Source organism: Erwinia sp. AK-PDG3-5, from assembly GCF_056821705.1.
The window spans coordinates 3,708,758-3,728,054 of the sequence record NZ_CM165967.1 but is presented as its reverse complement, the minus strand read 5'-3'; the positions used below and the strand labels follow the sequence as shown (position 1 = coordinate 3,728,054).

At 57.6% G+C, this 19,297-nt stretch carries 19 protein-coding genes; 13 read left to right on the top strand and 6 right to left on the bottom strand.

Annotated features, from left to right (window positions below; genetic code table 11):
• The first annotated feature begins 18 nt into the window (after positions 1-18).
• The 4 genes from AC1UKS_RS17400 to uraH are packed head-to-tail and all read left to right on the top strand — an operon-like array spanning position 19 to position 3,348.
• A complete protein-coding gene (locus AC1UKS_RS17400; protein WP_482434669.1) occupies positions 19-1,257 on the top strand; it encodes a pyridoxal-phosphate-dependent aminotransferase family protein in 1,239 nt (412 codons plus the stop codon).
• Complete coding sequence (gene hpxK, locus AC1UKS_RS17395) at positions 1,257-2,525, top strand: allantoate amidohydrolase (protein WP_482434668.1); 1,269 nt, start codon at positions 1,257-1,259, stop codon at positions 2,523-2,525. The genes AC1UKS_RS17400 and hpxK overlap by 1 nt, the downstream gene beginning before the upstream one ends.
• Positions 2,522-3,016: a 2-oxo-4-hydroxy-4-carboxy-5-ureidoimidazoline decarboxylase gene (uraD, locus tag AC1UKS_RS17390; protein ID WP_482434667.1), complete on the top strand. Its 495-nt coding sequence runs from the start codon at positions 2,522-2,524 to the stop codon at positions 3,014-3,016. The genes hpxK and uraD overlap by 4 nt, the downstream gene beginning before the upstream one ends.
• Entirely contained in the window at positions 3,013-3,348 is a 336-nt protein-coding gene (gene uraH / locus AC1UKS_RS17385) for a hydroxyisourate hydrolase (RefSeq protein WP_482434666.1), read from the top strand. The genes uraD and uraH overlap by 4 nt, the downstream gene beginning before the upstream one ends.
• Before the next feature lie 25 nt (positions 3,349-3,373).
• Here uraH and AC1UKS_RS17380 read toward each other — a convergent pair whose 3' ends face one another.
• Complete coding sequence (locus AC1UKS_RS17380) at positions 3,374-4,141, bottom strand: amidohydrolase (protein ID WP_482434665.1); 768 nt, start codon at positions 4,139-4,141, stop codon at positions 3,374-3,376.
• Positions 4,129-5,289, bottom strand: a complete 1,161-nt coding sequence (locus tag AC1UKS_RS17375; RefSeq protein WP_482434664.1) for a pyridoxal phosphate-dependent aminotransferase — start codon at positions 5,287-5,289, stop codon at positions 4,129-4,131. The genes AC1UKS_RS17380 and AC1UKS_RS17375 overlap by 13 nt, the downstream gene beginning before the upstream one ends.
• 150 nt (positions 5,290-5,439) lie before the next feature.
• On the opposite strand from AC1UKS_RS17375, the gene AC1UKS_RS17370 reads away from it, so the two are divergent.
• From AC1UKS_RS17370 to AC1UKS_RS17355, 4 genes are all read left to right on the top strand, one after another.
• Positions 5,440-6,054 carry a methylthioribulose 1-phosphate dehydratase gene (locus AC1UKS_RS17370; protein WP_482434663.1) on the top strand — a complete coding sequence of 205 codons (615 nt, stop codon included), beginning with the start codon at positions 5,440-5,442 and terminating at the stop codon, positions 6,052-6,054.
• Complete coding sequence (gene mtnC / locus AC1UKS_RS17365; protein ID WP_482434662.1) at positions 6,051-6,740, top strand: acireductone synthase; 690 nt, start codon at positions 6,051-6,053, stop codon at positions 6,738-6,740. The genes AC1UKS_RS17370 and mtnC overlap by 4 nt, the downstream gene beginning before the upstream one ends.
• On the top strand, positions 6,737-7,279 hold the full coding sequence (locus AC1UKS_RS17360) for a 1,2-dihydroxy-3-keto-5-methylthiopentene dioxygenase (protein ID WP_482434661.1): 543 nt from the start codon (positions 6,737-6,739) through the stop codon (positions 7,277-7,279). Before mtnC ends, AC1UKS_RS17360 begins: the two co-directional genes overlap by 4 nt.
• A 214-nt stretch (positions 7,280-7,493) precedes the next feature.
• On the top strand, positions 7,494-8,342 hold the full coding sequence (locus AC1UKS_RS17355) for an undecaprenyl-diphosphate phosphatase (protein ID WP_482434660.1): 849 nt from the start codon (positions 7,494-7,496) through the stop codon (positions 8,340-8,342).
• Between the two features lie 55 nt (positions 8,343-8,397).
• On the opposite strand, the gene mtnA is transcribed toward AC1UKS_RS17355, so the two are convergent.
• Entirely contained in the window at positions 8,398-9,432 is a 1,035-nt protein-coding gene (gene mtnA / locus AC1UKS_RS17350; RefSeq protein WP_265909447.1) for an S-methyl-5-thioribose-1-phosphate isomerase, read from the bottom strand.
• A 154-nt stretch (positions 9,433-9,586) separates the two neighbouring features.
• Here mtnA and mtnK point away from each other — a divergent pair, with 154 nt between their 5' ends.
• Positions 9,587-10,786 carry an S-methyl-5-thioribose kinase gene (mtnK, locus tag AC1UKS_RS17345; protein ID WP_482437023.1) on the top strand — a complete coding sequence of 400 codons (1,200 nt, stop codon included), beginning with the start codon at positions 9,587-9,589 and terminating at the stop codon, positions 10,784-10,786.
• Positions 10,787-10,878: 92 nt separating this feature from the next.
• Here mtnK and fadE read toward each other — a convergent pair whose 3' ends face one another.
• Positions 10,879-13,347: an acyl-CoA dehydrogenase FadE gene (fadE, locus tag AC1UKS_RS17340; RefSeq protein WP_053141683.1), complete on the bottom strand. Its 2,469-nt coding sequence runs from the start codon at positions 13,345-13,347 to the stop codon at positions 10,879-10,881.
• Between the two features lie 215 nt (positions 13,348-13,562).
• Here fadE and lpcA point away from each other — a divergent pair, with 215 nt between their 5' ends.
• On the top strand, positions 13,563-14,141 hold the full coding sequence (lpcA, locus tag AC1UKS_RS17335; protein WP_206401863.1) for a D-sedoheptulose 7-phosphate isomerase: 579 nt from the start codon (positions 13,563-13,565) through the stop codon (positions 14,139-14,141).
• A gap of 43 nt (positions 14,142-14,184) precedes the next feature.
• Positions 14,185-14,952 (top strand): class II glutamine amidotransferase, encoded by a 768-nt coding sequence (locus AC1UKS_RS17330; RefSeq protein ID WP_013200912.1) that lies wholly within the window; start codon positions 14,185-14,187, stop codon positions 14,950-14,952.
• On the opposite strand, the gene dpaA is transcribed toward AC1UKS_RS17330, so the two are convergent.
• Positions 14,923-15,657 (bottom strand): peptidoglycan meso-diaminopimelic acid protein amidase, encoded by a 735-nt coding sequence (gene dpaA / locus AC1UKS_RS17325; protein WP_151038174.1) that lies wholly within the window; start codon positions 15,655-15,657, stop codon positions 14,923-14,925. The genes AC1UKS_RS17330 and dpaA overlap by 30 nt on opposite strands.
• Before the next feature lie 241 nt (positions 15,658-15,898).
• Between dpaA and dinB the strand changes: the two genes are divergently transcribed.
• Complete coding sequence (gene dinB, locus AC1UKS_RS17320) at positions 15,899-16,954, top strand: DNA polymerase IV (RefSeq protein ID WP_346596417.1); 1,056 nt, start codon at positions 15,899-15,901, stop codon at positions 16,952-16,954.
• Between the two features lie 78 nt (positions 16,955-17,032).
• Here dinB and pepD read toward each other — a convergent pair whose 3' ends face one another.
• On the bottom strand, positions 17,033-18,493 hold the full coding sequence (gene pepD, locus AC1UKS_RS17315; protein WP_482434659.1) for a beta-Ala-His dipeptidase: 1,461 nt from the start codon (positions 18,491-18,493) through the stop codon (positions 17,033-17,035).
• A gap of 250 nt (positions 18,494-18,743) precedes the next feature.
• Here pepD and gpt point away from each other — a divergent pair, with 250 nt between their 5' ends.
• On the top strand, positions 18,744-19,202 hold the full coding sequence (gene gpt / locus AC1UKS_RS17310) for a xanthine phosphoribosyltransferase (RefSeq protein WP_013200916.1): 459 nt from the start codon (positions 18,744-18,746) through the stop codon (positions 19,200-19,202).
• The last annotated feature ends 95 nt before the right edge of the window (positions 19,203-19,297 follow it).

Here is a 19,297-nt window from a genome sequence, read left to right as displayed (position 1 = left end):
CCAAAAAGGAAAGAGCAGATGGATATCACCAAATACCCACAGATTAACCCGCCACAACGCCTGTTGATGGGGCCGGGACCGATCAATGCCGATCCGCGCGTGCTGCGCGCGATGTCCAGCCAGCTGCTGGGACAGTACGATCCGGCGATGACCCATTACATGAATGAAGTGATGGAACTCTATCGCGGCGTGTTTCGCACCGAAAACAAGTGGACCCTGCTGATCGACGGCACCTCACGCGCCGGGATCGAAGCGATCCTGCTGTCGGCGATCCGCCCTGGCGATAAGGTGCTGGTGCCAGTGTTTGGCCGCTTTGGCCATCTGCTGTGTGAGATAGCCCGTCGCTGCCGGGCAGAAGTGCACACCATTGAAGTGCCATGGGGTGAAGTCTTCACGCCGGATCAGATCGAAGATGCGATCAAAAAAGTGAAACCGCGCCTGCTGCTGACCGTGCAGGGCGATACCTCGACCACCATGCTGCAACCGCTGGAAGAGCTGGGTGCGATCTGTAAAAAATACGGCGTGCTGTTCTACACCGATGCCACGGCGTCGTTTGCCGGTAACGCGCTGGAAACCGATGCCTGGGGACTGGATGCGGTCTCTGCGGGCATGCAGAAATGTCTTGGCGGCCCTTCGGGCACCTCGCCAGTGACCTTAAGCCCGGAAATGGAAGCGGCGATCCGCAAGCGCAAATGCGTCGAGGAAGGCATTCGCACCGCGGCCCATCAGGACGGCGATGACGAGATGATCTACTCAAACTATTTCGATCTCGGAATGATCATGGATTACTGGGGACCGGAGCGGTTAAACCACCACACCGAAGCCACCAGCGCGCTGTTCGGCGCGCGTGAGTGCGCGCGTCTGATCCTGCAGGAAGGCCTCGATAACGGCATCGCCCGTCACAAACTGCATGGTGATGCGATGCTGAAAGGCATTCAGGGGATGGGCCTCGCCACCTTCGGCAACCTGAAACACAAAATGAACAACGTGCTCGGCGTGGTGATCCCGGAAGGTATCAACGGCGACCAGGCGCGCAAGCTGATGCTGGAAGATTTCGGCATTGAAATCGGCACCTCGTTTGGTCCGCTGCACGGCAAGGTCTGGCGCATTGGCACCATGGGCTACAACGCGCGTAAAGACTGCGTGATGCAAACCCTCAGCGCGCTGGAATCGGTGCTGACCCATCTGGGCTACAAAACCCCGCAGGGCGCGGCGATGCAGTCCGCCTGGGATCATTACGCCCGTGGGAGCAACTGATGAGCGACGGCCTGATGAATGCCGCCAGCGCGGCGCAGGCGGCCGCCCGGGTGATGGCACGTTGCGATCGGCTGGCGGAGATCAGCGAAACGCCCGGCATGCTGACACGCGTTTACCTGTCACCTGAGCATATGCAGGCCAATGCGCTGGTGGGCGAGTGGATGCGCGAAGCCGGGATGCGCGTCTGGCAGGATAGCGTCGGCAATATCTGCGGACGCTACGAAGGGCTGGAAACCGGCGCACAGGCGCTGCTGCTGGGATCGCACCTCGATACCGTACGCAATGCCGGCCGCTATGACGGCATGTTGGGCGTCCTGACCGCCATCGAAACCGTGCAGGCGCTGCATCAACAGCAGCAACGTCTGCCGCTGGCGATTGAAATCGTTGGCTTTGGCGATGAAGAAGGCACCCGTTTTGGTATCACCCTGCTCGGCAGCCGGGGCATTACCGGCACCTGGCCGGAAAGCTGGGTCACCCATCCGGATGGCAACAGCATTACCGTCGCCCAGGCGATGGCCGATATTGGGCTGGACGGCGAAAAAATCCAGCAGGCCGCCCGCGATGTCAGCGAGATTGTGGCCTATCTGGAGCTGCATATTGAGCAGGGACCTTGCCTGGAGCAGGAAGATCTGGCGCTGGGCGTGGTGACGGCGATCAATGGTGCCCGCCGTCTGAACTGCCAGTTTGTCGGTGAAGCCGGTCATGCCGGCACGGTGCCGATGTCGCACCGCAAAGATGCGCTGGCGGCCGCTGCCGAATGGATGGTCTTTATTGAGCAGACCACGCCGAAACACAGTCCTCAGCTGGTGGCGACGGTGGGCACGCTTCAGTGTTCCCCTGGCGCGGTAAACGTCATCCCCGGTGACGTCGCGCTGACGCTGGATGTGCGTGGGCCGGACGATCTGCCGCTGGCGGAACTGCTGTCCGATCTGCTGACTCAGGCCGAAGCCATTGCGCTGCGCCGTGGACTTGCCTTCCGCGCCGAAGAGTATTATCACATCCCGGCGACGCGCTGTGATGACGGCCTGCAGGCGGCGTTAAGCCGTGCCGTTTCCGGCGTACAGGGCCGCAGTGTTTCATTACCGAGCGGCGCAGGGCATGACGCCATCGCCATTGCCGAACGCTGGCCGGTGGGTATGCTGTTCGTGCGTAACGATCGCGGTATTAGTCATCATCCCGCCGAGGCGGTGATGGAAAAGGATGTCGCGCAGGCGATTCAGGCGTATACCCGGGTGGTGTTTGACGTGGCGTCGGGAGGCGTGAAATGAGCCTTGAACAGTTTAATCAGGCCGCCGCTTTGGACGCGAAGCAGCAGATTGCGCACTGCGTGGCGATTGCCGCCTGGTCTGAGGCGCTGGTGGCCGCACGCCCCTTTGCGTCACTGGAATCACTGTTGACCACGGCGAATGCACTGGCCGGAGAGTGGGACGCGCAGGCGCTCAACCAGGCGTTGTCTGCCCATCCGCGCATTGGTGAAAAAGCGCAGGGAACAGGTAAAGAAGCCACGCTTTCCCGCGGCGAGCAGTCCAGCGTTAACGCAGACGATGTGGCACTTAAACAGGCCCTTCAGGCGGGTAATGCCGCCTACGAAGAACACTTTGGCCGGGTATTTTTGATCCGCGCGAAAGGCCGCAGCGGTGAAGAGATGCTTTCAGAGCTGGTACGGCGGCTGGCGAACGATCCGCAGCAGGAGCAGCAGGAAGCCCTGCAGCAACTGCGAGAAATTACGCTGCTGCGTTTGAAGGAGACTTTTATATGAACACCATTACCACGCACGTGCTGGACACCGCAGTGGGCAAACCGGCCACCGGCGTGTCGATTTCACTGGAGCAGCACGGCAGCAACGGCTGGCAGCCGGTCAGCAAAGGCCATACCGATGCTGATGGCCGTATCAAGGACTTAACCCCGGAAGGCGTGGGGGCGGGACAGTATCGGCTGGTGGCCGACCTCGCCAGCTACTTTGCCGCCAGCGGGCGCGAAACGCTGTATGCCAGCGCGCAAATCGACTTCGTATTGCCCGAACAGGGTGGGCATTACCATCTGCCATTCCTGATTTCACCCTGGTCGTGGTCCACTTACCGCGGGAGCTGAGTCAGCACGCCTTTCCCGCGGTTAGCTACAGGCTAAAGGCGTCGGCATCGCGCCAGGCGGGGAACTTCTCGCGGTATTCGCGCAGGTTCTCCAGCGACAGCTCGGCATGAAGAATGGCAGGCTGATGGGCTTCACCCGCCGACAGGATTTCACCCTGCGGGCTGATGATCCGGCTGTCACCGCTGTACTGATGGTTATTGCCATCGGTGCCGACGCGATTGCATCCGGCGATATACGCCTGATTTTCAATTGCGCGCGCCAGCAGCAATGCCTGCCAGTGCGCGGCACGGGGAGCAGGCCAGTTGGCGACGTACAGTGCCAGGTCATAATCATTGCTGTTGCGGGAAAACACCGGGAAGCGCAGGTCGTAGCATATCTGCGGCAGAATACGCCAGCCGCGCCATTCGATGATTTCACGGCGATCGCCAGCCAGATAGTGATGATGTTCATCTGCCATGCGGAACAGGTGGCGTTTATCGTACTGATGGACCTTGCCTTCCGGTTCAACCAGCAGGAAGCGATTCACGGCACCTTTTTCGGTCTGAATCGCCGCGCTGCCGCCGACCATCGCTTTAGTCGCTTTTGCTTTTTCCTGCAGCCATTCGATCACCCGCGCCTGCGGCAGCGAGCTTTTGGCCGCTTCCATCGCAAAGCCGGTGGTGAACATCTCTGGCAGGATAATCAGATCCTTGCCATGCAAATCCGCTAACAGGGTGTCGAAGAAGGCGAGGTTCGCTTCGCCATCCATCCACACCAGCGGTTGCTGTAATACCGTCAGGTTTAAAGTTGACACAGGCGCTCCGCAGCAGCAATCAGCGTGGCTTCCTGTTTGGCGAAGCACAGGCGGATCAGTTTATGGGGGAAGGCATCCGCACAGAACACCGACAGCGGAATGGCGGCGACGCCCACTTCCTTCGTCAGCCACTGACAGAATTCGACGTCGTTGAGGTCCGAGACCGCACTGTAATCGGCCAGCAGGAAATAGGTGCCTTCACACGGCAGCACTTCCAGGCGGCTTTTAGCCAGCGCCTGCACGAAAACATCGCGGCGGGCACGATAGAAATCCGGCAGCTCGCGGTAGTGCTCAGGCTCTGCCGTCAGCATATCGGCTAACGCCAGCTGCGCAGGGGTGTTTACCGAGAACGTCAGGTACTGATGCACCTTACGCACTTCCGCCGTCAGCGCCGCCGGGGCCACGCAGTAACCCACTTTCCAGCCGGTCATATGGAAGGTCTTACCGAAAGACGACACGGCAATCGCCCGCTCGCGCAGCTCGGCATGCGCCAGCACGCTGGCATGACCTTGCGGATCGAAGCAGATGTGCTCATACACTTCGTCACTCAGCACATAGATTTCCTGCGCTTTTACCGCCTGCCACAGCGACTCAAAATCGCTTTTCTGCCAGACGGTGGCGGAAGGGTTGTGCGGCGTATTCAGGATCACCAGTCGGGTGCGCGGCGACAGCAGGGCAGAAAATGCCTGCCAGTCGACCCGAAATGCTGGCGGCTGCAAAGCAATGCGCTTCATCACGCCACCGGCCAGCGTCACCGCCGGGGCATAGCTGTCATAGCTTGGGTCAAAACAGATCACTTCGTCACCCGGACGCACCAGCGCGGTGATCGCCGCATACAGCGCTTCGGTTGCGCCAGAGGTCACCGTCACTTCGCTGTTGCTGTCAGGTTGGTAGCCATACAGCTCGGCGGTTTTGGCCGCGATAGCATCACGCAGCGGCTGGACACCGGTCATCGGCGCATACTGATTCGCACCCTGGCTGACATGATGCGCCAGGCGGGCTTTCAGATAGTCCGGACCGTCGAAATCTGGGAAACCCTGCGAAAGATTGATGGCGTTATGCTGCTGCGCCAGGGCGCTCATTTGCGTGAAGATGGTGGTACCCAGAGCAGGCAGTTTGCTCTCGGGAACGCATGGTGTCTGGCTCATGAATGTTAACCCTTGAATAACGGTTTTTATGATGTGTTAACCCTGTGTTGCTGCCACTATAGCGTCGATGCTACTATTTGGCAATCGAGACGCTTAGACGTCTAAATGCCACTAAAAGGCCGGAAAATAACCGGTTCAATAAGGAAAGGTATGAGCATAACCCCGCAGTTGGATCAGTTGGTGGCGGCCTGTCACTGGATCGGTGCAAAAGGGTGGGCACCGGCAACCGGCGGCAATATGTCGGTGCGTCAGGACAGTGAATACTGCCTGCTGAGTGAATCGGGCAAAGATAAAGGCGCGCTGACGCGTGATGACTTTATCCAGGTGGATATCGCCAGCAATCGGGTGCCATCAGGGCGCAAACCGTCGGCGGAAACCGGGCTTCATACCTTACTCTATCGCCTGTTTCCTGAGGCTGGTGCCGTGCTGCATACCCATACCGTCAACGCCACCGTACTTTCCCGGGTTGAGAAGGGCGCCGCATTAGTGTTGCAGGGCTATGAAATGCAGAAAACCCTCGTCGGGCAGACCTCGCACCTTGATGCCGTGCCGATTGCGCTGTTCGATAACGATCAGGATATTGATGCGCTGGCGGTGCGGATTGCGCAGTTTGCCGAACACACCCCGCTGCGTTACGGCTTTTTACTGCGTGGCCACGGGCTGACCTGCTGGGGAAAGGATGTCAATGAAGCGCGTCGTCATCTTGAAGGTCTGGAATTCCTGTTCCAGTGTGAATTACAACGTCGTGTGCTGGAGGCCAAATGATCCGCGCGATTATCACCGATATTGAAGGAACGACCAGCGATATTCGCTTTGTTCACAACGTCTTGTTCCCCTATGCCCGCGAGAATCTGTCGGCATTTGTCACCGCTTTTCAGCACCGTGAAGACGTGGCGCAAGCCTTAACCGATCTGCGTGCCGAATTGGCGCAGCCACAGGCAACGGTCGATGAACTGATCGCTGCGCTGTTTGGTTTTATGGATGAAGACCGCAAATCAACGGCGTTGAAAGCCCTCCAGGGCATGGTCTGGCACGATGGCTACGTCAGCGGCAGCTTCACTGGCCACCTGTACCCGGACGTATTGCCAGCTCTGGAAAAATGGAAGCAGCAAGGCGTTGATCTTTATATTTATTCCTCAGGCTCGGTCGCTGCGCAGAAATTATTATTTGGCTACAGCGATGAGGGTGATATCACTAGCCTGTTCAGCGGCTATTTTGATACCCATGTCGGCGCCAAACGTGAGGTGCAGTCCTACCGCAATATTGCGGCAGAAATCGACCTGCCAGCCCACGAGTTGCTGTTCTTATCTGATATACACCAGGAGTTGGATGCCGCACAGGACGCGGGCTGGAACACCGTGCAGTTACTACGCGGCGAAGCGGATGCCGAAAGCCGCCATCGTCAGGTAAACCGTTTTGATCAGATCAACCTGGAGCTGTTTTCCTCATGAGTGCACTGACTATTTTTACTGACAGCGAAGCGACCACCCCCGTGTGGCACAGCACAGACGCTGAAGAGATCCGCCAGAGACTGAATGCCAAAGACGTGCGTTTCGAGCGCTGGGAAGCCGACCGCGATCTGGGCGAAAACCCGTCAGCGGAAACGGTGATTAACGCGTATCAGCACGCTATCGACAAGCTGGTGGCTGAAAAAGGGTATCAGAGCTGGGACGTGATCAGCATGCGTGCCGACAACCCACAGAAAGAGGTTCTGCGCGGAAAGTTCCTCTCTGAGCATACGCATGGCGAAGATGAAGTGCGTTTCTTTGTGGAAGGCGCGGGCTTGTTCTGCCTGCATCTGGATGGGCACATTTATCAGATCCTTTGCGAGAAGAACGATCTGATTTCTGTCCCTGCCGGGACGCCGCACTGGTTTGATATGGGATCAGCACCACATTTCACCGCGATCCGCATCTTTGATAATCAGGAAGGGTGGATCGCCAATTTCACCGGCGACACCATCGCGGATGCCTATCCGCGTCTGCCTTAACCGCTTGCTAAGAATATGGGCGAAAGCGGCTTTCGCCCAGGTCGTTTCTTAATTCAGGCCGCCAACCTAGCCGGGAGTTAAACGTGCCGGGTGAATAAGATTTAGCTCAGGAGCAGAAATAAACCGCTGTGATAATTTAAGGGCCGTTGTGTATTTTTTGTGGGCATTTGCCTGCCATAAAAACGTCATCTTTATTTCACAGAGGGAGAATGTCTTGAGCTTATTCCATGTACTGCTGCTGGCCGTCGTGCAGGGGCTGGCAGAACTGCTGCCGGTCTCCAGCTCGGCTCACGTGATCATGACCGAGAAGTTATTGGGGCTGGATCCTTCCGCCCCGGATATGACGTTGCTACTGGTGATGCTTCACGCCGGAACCATGTTTGCGGTGATTGTGTATTTCTGGAAGAGTTGGGTAGAAACCTATTTCAGCTCAGTTCGGGCATTTAAAAAGAATATGCTGCTGATATTTTTAGCCAGCCTGTGTACCGGCATTGTCGGGCTGGTGTTATTAAAAGTGATTACCGCGCTGTATGCCAACAACGCGCCGGACTTTGAAATCGAACAGCTGTTCAGTAATACCAAACTGATAGCGGGAGGACTGGCGGCGGCGGGGCTGTTGATCCTCTATTCAGCCAGACAGAAAGAGAATAAAGACGGCGAGCTAAGCCCAAAGAGCGCGATGATCGTCGGCATCGTTCAGGGACTCTGCCTGCCGTTTCGCGGTTTTTCGCGTTCAGGTGCAACGATTTCTGCCGGGATGGCGTCTGGCGTGTCCCGCAAACGGGCGGAAGAGTTCAGCTTTGCGCTGGCCGTGGCGTTAACGCCGCCGGTGATTATTAAGGAAGTGGTCAGAGTCTATCAGCACGGTGGCCAGGCCGCTGCTGCCGGTGGTCATGGGGCGATGAGCGGGATCCTGGTGCCGTCGCTGGTGGGGATGGTGTTCAGCTTCCTGTCCGGTTTGCTGGCGCTGCGCTGGCTTTCACGCTGGCTTGAACACGGCAGATGGCACCTGTTTGGTGGTTACTGCCTGCTGGCGGCCGTGGTGGTGGGGGTGTTTAGCTAATCGCAACGCACGGAAATCCCCTTTGCCAGCAGCAGCGTATGGCAAAGGGGGAATGTTATGCGGTCGGGCGGGAAGGCTGGAAAATCCCGGCCTCAACCTGTGCGGGCGTGACCACTCCCGTATCCAGCACCCAACCGCTGATAAGCGAAGCAGGCGTCACATCGAATGCCGGGTTGTAAACCTGCGCATCTTCCGGTGCCCACTGCACGTCACCAAAACTGCCCGCTACGCCGGTCACTTCGCTGGCTGCGCGCTGCTCGATAGGAATTGCGTTGCCATCCGGGCAGGCGGGATCAAGCGTGGTATGTGGCGCGGCAACGTAGAACGGGATGCCGTGATAGTTCGCCAGCACCGCCAGGCTGTAGGTGCCGATTTTATTCGCCACATCGCCATTGGCGGCAATGCGATCTGCACCCACCCAAATCGCATCAACCTGTTTCTGCGCCATCAGGCTGGCCGCCATGCTGTCGCAAATCAGGCGGTACGGCACGCCCAGCTCACCCAGCTCCCAAGCGGTTAGGCGTCCGCCCTGCAACAACGGACGGGTTTCATCGACCCAGACGTTCGCTACGTTGCCTTCCTGCCAGCCGCGCGAAATCACCCCCAGCGCGGTGCCCACGCCTGCGGTTGCCAGACCACCGGTATTACAATGGGTTAGCAGGCGGCTGCCCGGCGTAATCAACTTCGCGCCAGCGGTGGCAATGTTGTCACACAAGGCTTTGTCTTCTTCCACCAGGCGCAGGGCTTCAAAGGTCAGCGCGGTCACAAAATTCTCCTGCGCTAACGCCTGCTTCATGCGGTCCAGATTGTTCATCAGGTTGACGGCGGTTGGCCGTGACGCGCGCAACACCTCCAGCGCCTCGGCCAGTTCGGTTTTGCTCAGCCCATTTTCAGCTAACAGGGCCAGCAGCAGGCTGGCGGAGAGGCCAATCAGCGGCGCACCGCGCACTCTCAAGGCTTTAATATGACCAACCAGTTCAGCGACGTCTGGCGTTGGGCACCAGATTTTTTTCTGCGGTAGCGCCTGCTGATCGAGGATCCAAAGCTGGTTATCACGAACTTGTAAGCTGGTTGTGCTCAGTGTCTGCATGAAGGTTAAATCCTGGTTGCGTAATCAGGGCATATTGTGCCAACATGCGGAACGGATGTATAGACGTCTGAACGGCTTGCGCAACAAATTTGCGCGAAAAAGGCTCGCACGATAAGCGATGGGCAGACTGGAACGTTTTGATGAGGATGAGTTAATGTCGCAATACCGTACCTTCACTGCAGCGGATGCCGTGGACTATGCCCGCCAGTTCGGCGGCGTTGAAAATCCAGAGAGTCTGGTGGAGTCACAGGAAATCGGTGATGGTAACCTGAACCTCGTCTTTAAAATCTTCGACAGCGAAGGCGTCAGCCGGGTAATCGTCAAGCAGGCGTTGCCGTATGTGCGTTGCGTCGGCGAGTCCTGGCCGCTGACCTTAGACCGTGCGCGTATTGAAGCCGAAGTGCTGAAGGTGCACGGCACATTCTGCCCGGCGCATACGGTAAAAATCCTGCATTACGATCCTGTGCTGGCGGTGATGGTGATGGAAGATCTCTCCAGCCATGCCATCTGGCGCGGTGAGCAGGTTAAAGGCGTGGACTATCCTCAGGCCGCCTCGCAGCTCGGGGAATATCTGGCGCAGACCCTGTTCCATACCTCTGATTTCCATCAGCATCCTCATCAGAAAAAAGCCGATGTCATCCGCTTCACTAACCCTGAACTGTGCCAGATGACCGAAGACCTGTTCTTCGATGAGCCTTACGAAATTCACGAGCGTAACGCCTATGCCCCGGCGCTTGAGCCGTTGGTCGCCTCCTTGCGGACCGACGATGAGCTGCGTCTGAAAGTGGCGGCACTGAAGCATTGCTTCCTGTCGAACGCTGAAGCCTTGCTGCATGGCGATGTGCACAGCGGGTCGATTTTTGTCGCCGAAGGCAGCCTGAAAGTCATTGATGCCGAGTTTGGTTATTACGGTCCGATTGGCTTTGATGTCGGCAGCGCGCTCGGCAACCTGTTGTTGAACTACTGCGCCTTGCCGGGCCTGCTGGCTCCGCGTGAAGCGGCAGACGTGCGCGAAAAGCGCCTGCGTGACGTCAGTGCCGCGTGGAAAAGTTTTGCCGAAGGATTTCTCGCGCTGGCGGCGGAGAAAACCACCGATCGCGCGCTGGCCTATCCGGGCTATGCGGCGGCGTTTTTGCAGAAAATCTGGCGGGATACGCTGGGCTTCTGTGGCGTGGAAATGATCCGCCGCACCGTGGGCATTTCGCAGATCGCCGACATTAAAACCATTAAAGACGACACCATGCGCGTTGAGTGCGTCCGCCAGTGCATCACGCTGGGCCGGACCTTGATCCTGGCGGCCGATCGTATCGCCGACAGCGATGCGCTGATTGCCCGCGTGCGTCAGAACGGCTGAGCCAGCGGATTATCCCTGTCGGCATGATGCCCACAGGGTGAAAGGCTCAAAAAAGGCCGGAAAGTTTCCGGCCTTTTTCATTACGTTAGCGATCAGGCCGCTTCGGTTTTGCGCGGTTGCTGTGGCTCAGCCTGCACCACCGGCAGCGCCTTTTTTACCGGCTGGGTCGCCAACGCTTCAGGTTCAAACTCATCAACGTTGATGGAACGCAGACGGCTGGCTTCCGCACGGATCAGCACGCTCGCTTCCTCCTCGCTCAGCCATTTCTCCTGCAAGCCTTGCTTAGCCAGCTCATCCAGACGGGTAAACGGCAGGTGTTTCTTCTGCTGTTTACACAGGCGATCGTGGATGGTTTCGGCGGCCATCACATCGGCCAGCGCCTCTTCAAGCTGACCGGCAGGGTTATGCTCGGTCGGCTTCAGGTACATGCCACGGCCCAGACGGGTGCGGGTGGCCGATGGAATTTGCAGAATACGCGCCAGCTGATGATCCAGACGATCTGAAGGTGCACGGCAATGACGGCCCAGCGGGAACACGGTCAGGCGTAACACACCCGCCACCAGACGGTTAGGGAAGTTACGCAGCAGATCGTCAATGGCGATTTCCGCCTGATTCAACGCATCCTGAACCCCCCAATGCACCAGCGGCAGATCGGCTTCGTTACGGCCTTCATCTTCATAACGCTTCAACGCCGCCGAGGCCAGGTACAGCTGGCTTAGCACATCGCCCAGACGGGCCGAAATGCGCTCCCGACGCTTCAGGCTACCGCCCAGCACCGACATCGAAATGTCCGACAGCAGGGCCATATTGGCGCTCAGGCGATTCAGATGCTGATAGTAACGGCGCGTGGCATCGCGGGTTGGCGAGGCGCTGGTGCGTCCGCCGGTCAGACCCAGCCACAGGCTGCGCATCTGGTTGCTGCCCACGTGACCAACATGGCTGAACAGGGCTTTATCAAACTTCACCACGTCGTTGCTCTGTGCGGCGGCCATCTCTTCCAGCACATAAGGATGGCAACGGATCGCGCCCTGACCAAAGATGATCATGCTGCGGGTAAGGATGTTGGCCCCTTCGACGGTAATGGCAATCGGCGCGCCCTGATAAGCCCGCGCCAGGAAGTTGCTTTTACCTAACATAATGCCTTTCCCGCCGGCGATATCCATCGCATCGACAATGGCGCGCTGCCCACGGTGGGTACAGTGATATTTGACGATGGCAGACAGCACCGCCGGTTTTTCACCCAGCATAATGCCGGAGGTGATCAGCGTGGCCGCGGCATCCATCACATAAGCATTCCCGGCGATGCGCGCCAATGGCTCTTCAATCCCTTCCATCTTGCCAATCGGCAGGCGGAACTGACGACGGATATGCGCATAAGCACCAATCGCCAGCGCAATACTTTTCAGGCTGCCGGTGGAGTTTGATGGCAGGGTGATGCCGCGTCCCACCGACAGACATTCCACCAGCATCCGCCAGCCCTGACCGGCCATTTTCGGCCCGCCAATGATGTAATCAATTGGCACAAAGATATCGTTTCCGCGCGTCGGTCCGTTCTGGAACGGCACGTTAAGCGGGAAGTGGCGTGTACCGATTTCCACGCCGGCGGTATCGGTCGGGATCAGCGCGCAGGTGATGCCCAGCTCTTCGGTCTGACCCAGCAGATGCTCAGGATCCGACAGCTTAAAGGCCAGACCCAGCACGGTAGCGACCGGGGCGAGGGTGATATAGCGTTTATTCCAGGTCAGGCGCATGCCCAGCACTTGCTGACCCTGCCAGTTGCCCATGCACACCACGCCCGTATCCGGAATAGCACCGGCATCCGAACCCGCTTCCGGACTGGTCAGGGCAAAGCACGGAATTTCGTCACCGCGCGCCAGGCGCGGCAGATAATGATCTTTTTGCTCATCGGTGCCGTAATGCTGCAACAGTTCGCCAGGGCCGAGTGAGTTCGGCACGCCCACGGTGATCGCCAGGATCCCTGAGACGCCAGCCAGTTTCTGCAGCACCCGCGCCTGAGCGTAAGCCGAGAAGGCCAGCCCGCCGTACTCTTTCTTAATGATCATCGCAAAGAAGCGGTGCTCTTTCAGATAGGCCCACAGCTCCGGCGGCAGATCGGCCATTTCGTGGGTGATCTGGAAATCATTGGCCATCCGGCAGGCTTCCTCAACCGGGCCTTCAAGGAACGCCTGTTCCTCTTCGCTCAGCCGTGGCTGCGGGTAGTTGTGCAGCTTCTGCCAGTCCGGCGTCCCGCGGAAAAGGTCGCCTTCCCACCAGGTGGTGCCGGCCTCGATCGCTTCTTTCTCGGTGCGGGACATCGGTGGCATCACCTTCTGGAAGGTGCGCAGCATGGATTTAGAGAACATCGCCCGACGCAGTGGCAAAAGGTTGAAAGGAAGCAGAATAATCGCCAGCGGGATCAGCAGCCACGGCGTCCAGAGATGCGCGAATGACCACGCAGCTGTCCAGGCGAGCATGATCGCACTGCTCAGCAGCAGGTTTACGCGGTGATAAAAGAGTGCGCCGATCAAGACGATCGTGGCCACGATACTGAGAACCATCATAACTAACGCTCCGTAAGTTGTAAGAGGTCTGACCTGTTGAATACAGGTTTAATGGAGAAGCTGCGCGTTAGCAATCTGTTTACATAATAATTACAACCTGGCTCACAAACCGGCCGCACCAAAAGTCAAAGCCTCAGCTTGAGGTGCAGGGCGCTTTTCGCCCCTCTCCCAACTTGGTAAACTGATGGCGACCTCACCTCTAAAGGACTTTCCCTATGTATCAGGACATCATTCGCGCCGAGCTCAACGAAGCAGCGGAAACGCTCAATAAATTCCTCAGTGACGATGCCAATATTCACGCTATCCAGCGCGCTGCGGTGCTGCTGGCAGACGCCTTCAAAGCCGGTGGCAAAGTGCTTTCCTGCGGCAACGGCGGCTCCCATTGTGACGCCATGCACTTCGCTGAAGAGCTGACCGGGCGCTACCGTGAGAACCGTCCAGGCTACCCAGCCATTGCTATCTCTGATGTCAGCCACCTGTCCTGCGTCAGCAACGATTTTGGCTATGATTTCGTCTTCTCGCGTTACCTTGAAGCGGTCGGTAAAGCCGGCGATGTGCTGTTCGGTATCTCCACCTCCGGCAACTCAGCTAACGTGATCAAAGCGGTTGAAGCCGCTCGCGCTCAGGGCATGAAGGTGATCACCCTGACGGGCAAAGATGGTGGCAAGATGGACGGCATGGCCGATGTGGAAATCCGTGTACCGCACTTTGGTTACGCCGACCGCATTCAGGAGATCCACATCAAAGTGATCCACATCCTGATCCTGCTGATTGAAAAAGAGATGGCCGAGTAGTTTTTCTGGCCAGCTGCGGCTGGCCGCTACGTGAGGATTTTCTATGTGCGAATTGCTCGGGATGAGCGCGAATGTTCCGACGGATATCTGTTTTAGCTTTACCGGGCTGGTGCAGCGCGGCGGGGGAACGGGTCCGCACAAAGATGGCTGGGGCATTACCTTTTACGAGGGAAAAGGCTGCCGCACCTTTAAAGATCCCGAGCCCAGCTTTAATTCGCCTATCGCGCGACTGGTGCAGGAATACCCGATCAAGTCCCGTTCGGTGGTGGCGCATATCCGCCAGGCCAACCGGGGCGAAGTGTCGCTGGAGAATACCCATCCGTTCACCCGTGAACTGTGGGGCCGCAACTGGACCTACGCGCACAACGGGCAGTTGAAAGGCTATAAAGGGATGGATACCGGGCCGTTCAGGCCGATCGGTGAAACGGACAGCGAGCAGGCATTTTGCTGGCTGCTGCATAAGCTGACCACCCGTTATCCGCGTACGCCGGGGAACTGGCCTGCGGTATTCCGATATATTGCTGAACTGGCGGCGGAGCTGCGTGAGAAGGGCGTGTTTAATATGCTGCTGTCGGACGGGCGGTATTTAATGGCGTTCTGTTCGACCAATCTTTTCTGGATCACCCGACGGGCACCGTTTGGCAAAGCTACGTTGCTGGATCAGGATGTCGAGATTGATTTTCAAAAGCAGACCACGCCGAACGACGTGGTCACGGTGATCGCCACTCAGCCCCTGACGGGGAACGAAACCTGGAACAAAATTGAACCAGGAGACTGGGCGTTATTTTGCCTCGGTGAGCGCGAGCGCTGATCCGGGCGCGCTGATCAGGGAACCTGGCTGGTTCAGCACGTAGTGGCCTTCATTAACACTCACTGACGGCGGCAGGCGGTTTTGCACAAATTGGGCATAGCCCGGCTGCAGCTGTTTCCAGAAGCTGTAATACACCGAATTGCGATGACGCTGCAAATTGCTGTCGGTCATGCGGAACGGGTAAATGCTCACTTCCACTCGCGGCTGGCCGTTACGCAGCGCCGCATCAACAAACTGATAGATATCGGCAATGTTGGCATCGGTCATCGCATAGCAGCCAATCGACACGCAGCTGCCGTGGATCATCAGGTATTTCCCTTCATAACCCTGCTGGCGATCGTATTCGTTGGGGAAACCGACGTTAATGGCGCGGTAGAACCGGCTGTCAGGCTTCAGCTGGGAAAGTCCCACGCTGTAAAATCCTTCCGGACTTTTAAAATCGCCCTGACGACGTTTTGGGCCTAAACCGCCCGAAAAGTTACAGATGCGGTAGCTGTCCAGCAAGCGGTAGTCGTTACCGATTTTGCCATACAGTTCAAGCGTACGTTCTTCTTTGAAAATCTGGATATACACGGGGGTGCCGAGTAATTGTTTCTTTAACTCTTTGCTTACCGGCGCGAGCGGAAGTACCGGGGAAGTGGGTACGCTGGCGAAGACGACGGCTGGCAGAAAAATCATCGCAAACAGCAGTGCGATTTTGCCCATTCTGGTTCCCTTGAAAAAGAGGGTTGGATGCTATGCCCGAAGGCAGTGTCACTTGCAATATCGGAGAAATCCGCTATCGCTGCGTCACATTAGCATTGTCTATTTTTTTATCAAGTCGCCAGTGAACAAATTCAGAAAGAAAAAATTGCCGGAAGCCTATGCCGCTGCGCTTTACCGGGCGAACGGCATATTGAAACCCGGCTGATTAACTGTATACTTATCCAGTGCGTCTGGGGGGGATATGCGTAAGATCATTCACGTTGATATGGACTGCTTTTTCGCGGCGGTAGAAATGCGCGACGATCCCAGCCTGCGTGATATCCCGATCGCTATTGGCGGCAGCCATCTGAAGCGCGGGGTTATCAGCACCGCCAACTACCCGGCGCGGAAGTTTGGCGTGCACAGCGCCATGTCCACCGCCATGGCGCTGAAGCTCTGCCCGCATCTGAAAGTGATCCCTGGCCGCTTCGAAGCCTATAAAGAAGCCAGCCAGCATATTCGTGAAATCTTCTCGCGCTACACCTCGCTGATTGAACCGCTTTCGCTGGATGAAGCCTATCTCGACGTCACCGACAGCCCGCACTGTCACGGCTCTGCCACGCTGATGGCGCGCGACATCCGCCAGACCATCGCCCGCGAACTCAATCTCACCGCTTCCGCCGGCATTGCGCCGATCAAGTTCGCCGCCAAAATCGCCTCCGATTTAAACAAGCCTGACGGGCAATATGTGATTACGCCCGACTCGCTACCGCAGTTTCTGCTGACGCTGCCGCTGGCGAAAATTCCCGGCGTCGGGAAAGTCACCGCCAAAAAGCTGGAAGAAATGGGGCTGCAAACCTGCGCCGACGTGCAGAGCACCGATCTCTCGGCGCTGTTAAAACGCTTCGGCAAGTTTGGCCGGGTGATTTGGGAACGCAGCAACGGCATCGACGAGCGGGAAGTGGTGACCGAGCGCTTACGCAAATCACTCGGCGTGGAACGCACGCTGTCGGAAGATATTCACAGCTGGGAAGCTTGCCTGGAGATCATCGATTTCCTGTATGACGAGCTGGAGCGTCGGCTAATCAAAATCAAACCCGACCGGCAGATTGCTCGCCAGGGCGTGAAGCTGAAGTTCTCCGATTTCCAGCAAACCACTCAGGAGCACATCTGGCCGATGCTGAATAAGGCGGATTTGATCGCGGTGGCGCGCAAAACCTGGGAAGAGCGACGCGGCGGAAGAGGCGTCAGGCTGGTGGGATTGCACGTTACGCTGCTGAATCCACAGCTGGAAAGGCAGTTATTGCTGGGGCTGTAAGATGGCGGAGTGTTGATCGACAGAGGTTGCCGGGGGATGAAAGAAAACGGGCGGAATGGCTTCCGCCCGTCAGCCGGCTTAAGACTTGGCCGGGATCGCCTTCAGCAGTGCGGTGAGCAGTTTCCAGTACAGGCCAACGCTTTCGATATGCACCTGCTCATCCGGTGAGTGTGGGCCGGTAATGGTCGGTCCGATAGACACCATATCCATGTCCGGATACGGCTTCTTAAACAGACCACATTCCAGACCCGCGTGGATCACCTGGATGTTGGGCGTTTTACCAAACAGCTTTTTATAGGTCTCACCGACCAGCGCCATCACCGGCGAGGACGCATCCGGCTGCCAGCCTGGGTAGTTGCCTTTGGCCACGGTTTTCGCGCCTGCCAGCTCGCCCAACGCGGTCAGCATTTCCACCACGTAGTCTTTACCGCTGTCGATCAGCGAACGGATCAGGCAGTTGATCTTCGCTTCATCGTCTTTCAGCGACACTACGCCGAGGTTCAGCGAGGTTTCGACCACGCCCTTCATCACGTCTGAATTACGGATCACGCCGTTTGGCGTGCTGTTCATCAGGGCAATAAAGGTATCGCGGCTTGCCGCCGTCAGCGCCTGGCCGCCAGCCGCCACGTTCTCAACCACGATGTTGATGTTCTTCTCTTTCAGGCTCAATTCATTCTGCAGCGTTTCCAGATAGCTCAGCGCCAGGCTTTTCAGCGCGTCGACTTTGCCTGCCGGCACGGCCAGCGTGGCCACCGCTTCACGCGGAATGGCGTTGCGCAGCGTGCCGCCGGTGAAGTCCACCAGACGCAGATCCAACGCCTTAGCGTGTGCGAACAGGAAGCGCGACAGCAGCTTGTTGGCGTTACCCAGACCGACGTGAATATCACAGCCAGAGTGGCCGCCTTTCAGGCCCTTCAGGGTCAGCTTCAGCGGCTCGTAGCCAGCCGGAACGGCTTCACGGCTGATGGCCAGCGTCGAGGTGAAATCGATGCCACCGGCGCAACCCATATAGATCTCACCTTCTTCTTCGGAGTCGGTGTTGATCAGGATATCGGCCTGTAGCCAGTTCGGCTGAAGACCAAAGGCGCCGACCATGCCGGTCTCTTCGGTCATGGTCAGCAGCACTTCCAGCGGACCGTGCTCAACGTTCGGGTCAGCCAGCACCGCCAGCGCGGACGCCATGCCAATGCCATTATCGGCGCCCAGCGTGGTGCCGCGCGCTTTCACCCATTCACCATCAATCCATGGCTGAATCGGATCTTTCGTGAAGTCATGCACGGTGTCGTTATTTTTCTGCGGCACCATATCGAGGTGCGCCTGCAGGGCAACCGGCTTCAGATTTTCCAGACCGGCAGTGGCAGGCTTGCGGATCAGAATGTTACCCACTGCATCGCGGTCGGTCGTTAAACCTTGCTCTTTCGCCCACGACAGAATGTGTTCTGCCAGTGCTTCTTCGTGGTAAGACGGGTGCGGAATCGAGCAGATTTTGGCAAAAATATCCCACAACGGCTGGGGGGAAAGTTGAGATAATTCAGACACGACAAATCTCCTGTGTCATCACCATCGGGCAGCTGGGCTGCGGATGGCGAGGATGTTTAGCGAGTGGATGACTCCCGTCAGATGCTCTGACGCGATGGGCAAAGAATATCATCGTTTCCGCAGCCGCGCTTACTTCGCGGAAGGAAAAAAGGGTCACGGCGCTGGTTTTTAGCGGCTCAGATCACTATAATTCCGCGCAACCTCTCCCATTGTACATTTTTAAGCCAACACCATTGGTCGGGACTCCTTTATGAGTGAAAAATACGTCGTCACCTGGGACATGCTGCAAATTCATGCCCGTAAACTGGCCCAGCGCCTGCTTCCTGTTGAACAGTGGAAAGGCATTATCGCGGTCAGCCGCGGTGGTCTGGTTCCCGCCTCTTTGCTGGCTCGTGAGCTGTGCATCCGCTACGTTGATACCGTATGCATCTCCAGCTACGATCACGACAACCAGCGCGAAATGACCGTGCTGAAGCGCGCAGAAGGCGATGGTGAAGGCTTTATCGTCATTGACGATCTGGTCGATACTGGCGGCACCGCTCAGGCCATCCGTGATATGTATCCAAAAGCGCACTTCGTCACCATCTTCGCCAAGCCAGCCGGTCGTCCGCTGGTGGACGACTATGTGGTCGATATCCCGCAGAATACCTGGATTGAGCAGCCGTGGGACATGGGCGTGGTCTATCTGCCGCCAATTGTTAAAGGCTGATTGACGCATGTCAAAGCAACGCCCGGTTATGCCGGGCGTTGTCGTTTTTACGAGCGTCAGGGCTGAGGCTGGGATAGACTCATCCCATGCCCCGT

Coding starts and splice junctions, on each gene's coding strand:
- dinB (WP_346596417.1), top strand. CDS start 15,899: ATGCGTAAGATCATTCACGTTGATATGGACTGCTTTTTCGCGGCGGTA.
- AC1UKS_RS17330 (WP_013200912.1), top strand. CDS start 14,185: ATGTGCGAATTGCTCGGGATGAGCGCGAATGTTCCGACGGATATCTGT.
- hpxK (WP_482434668.1), top strand. CDS start 1,257: ATGAGCGACGGCCTGATGAATGCCGCCAGCGCGGCGCAGGCGGCCGCC.
- mtnA (WP_265909447.1), bottom strand. CDS start 9,432: ATGCAGACACTGAGCACAACCAGCTTACAAGTTCGTGATAACCAGCTT.
- mtnC (WP_482434662.1), top strand. CDS start 6,051: ATGATCCGCGCGATTATCACCGATATTGAAGGAACGACCAGCGATATT.
- uraH (WP_482434666.1), top strand. CDS start 3,013: ATGAACACCATTACCACGCACGTGCTGGACACCGCAGTGGGCAAACCG.
- AC1UKS_RS17360 (WP_482434661.1), top strand. CDS start 6,737: ATGAGTGCACTGACTATTTTTACTGACAGCGAAGCGACCACCCCCGTG.
- dpaA (WP_151038174.1), bottom strand. CDS start 15,657: ATGGGCAAAATCGCACTGCTGTTTGCGATGATTTTTCTGCCAGCCGTC.
- AC1UKS_RS17370 (WP_482434663.1), top strand. CDS start 5,440: ATGAGCATAACCCCGCAGTTGGATCAGTTGGTGGCGGCCTGTCACTGG.
- AC1UKS_RS17375 (WP_482434664.1), bottom strand. CDS start 5,289: ATGAGCCAGACACCATGCGTTCCCGAGAGCAAACTGCCTGCTCTGGGT.
- uraD (WP_482434667.1), top strand. CDS start 2,522: ATGAGCCTTGAACAGTTTAATCAGGCCGCCGCTTTGGACGCGAAGCAG.
- AC1UKS_RS17400 (WP_482434669.1), top strand. CDS start 19: ATGGATATCACCAAATACCCACAGATTAACCCGCCACAACGCCTGTTG.
- gpt (WP_013200916.1), top strand. CDS start 18,744: ATGAGTGAAAAATACGTCGTCACCTGGGACATGCTGCAAATTCATGCC.
- lpcA (WP_206401863.1), top strand. CDS start 13,563: ATGTATCAGGACATCATTCGCGCCGAGCTCAACGAAGCAGCGGAAACG.
- fadE (WP_053141683.1), bottom strand. CDS start 13,347: ATGATGGTTCTCAGTATCGTGGCCACGATCGTCTTGATCGGCGCACTC.
- mtnK (WP_482437023.1), top strand. CDS start 9,587: ATGTCGCAATACCGTACCTTCACTGCAGCGGATGCCGTGGACTATGCC.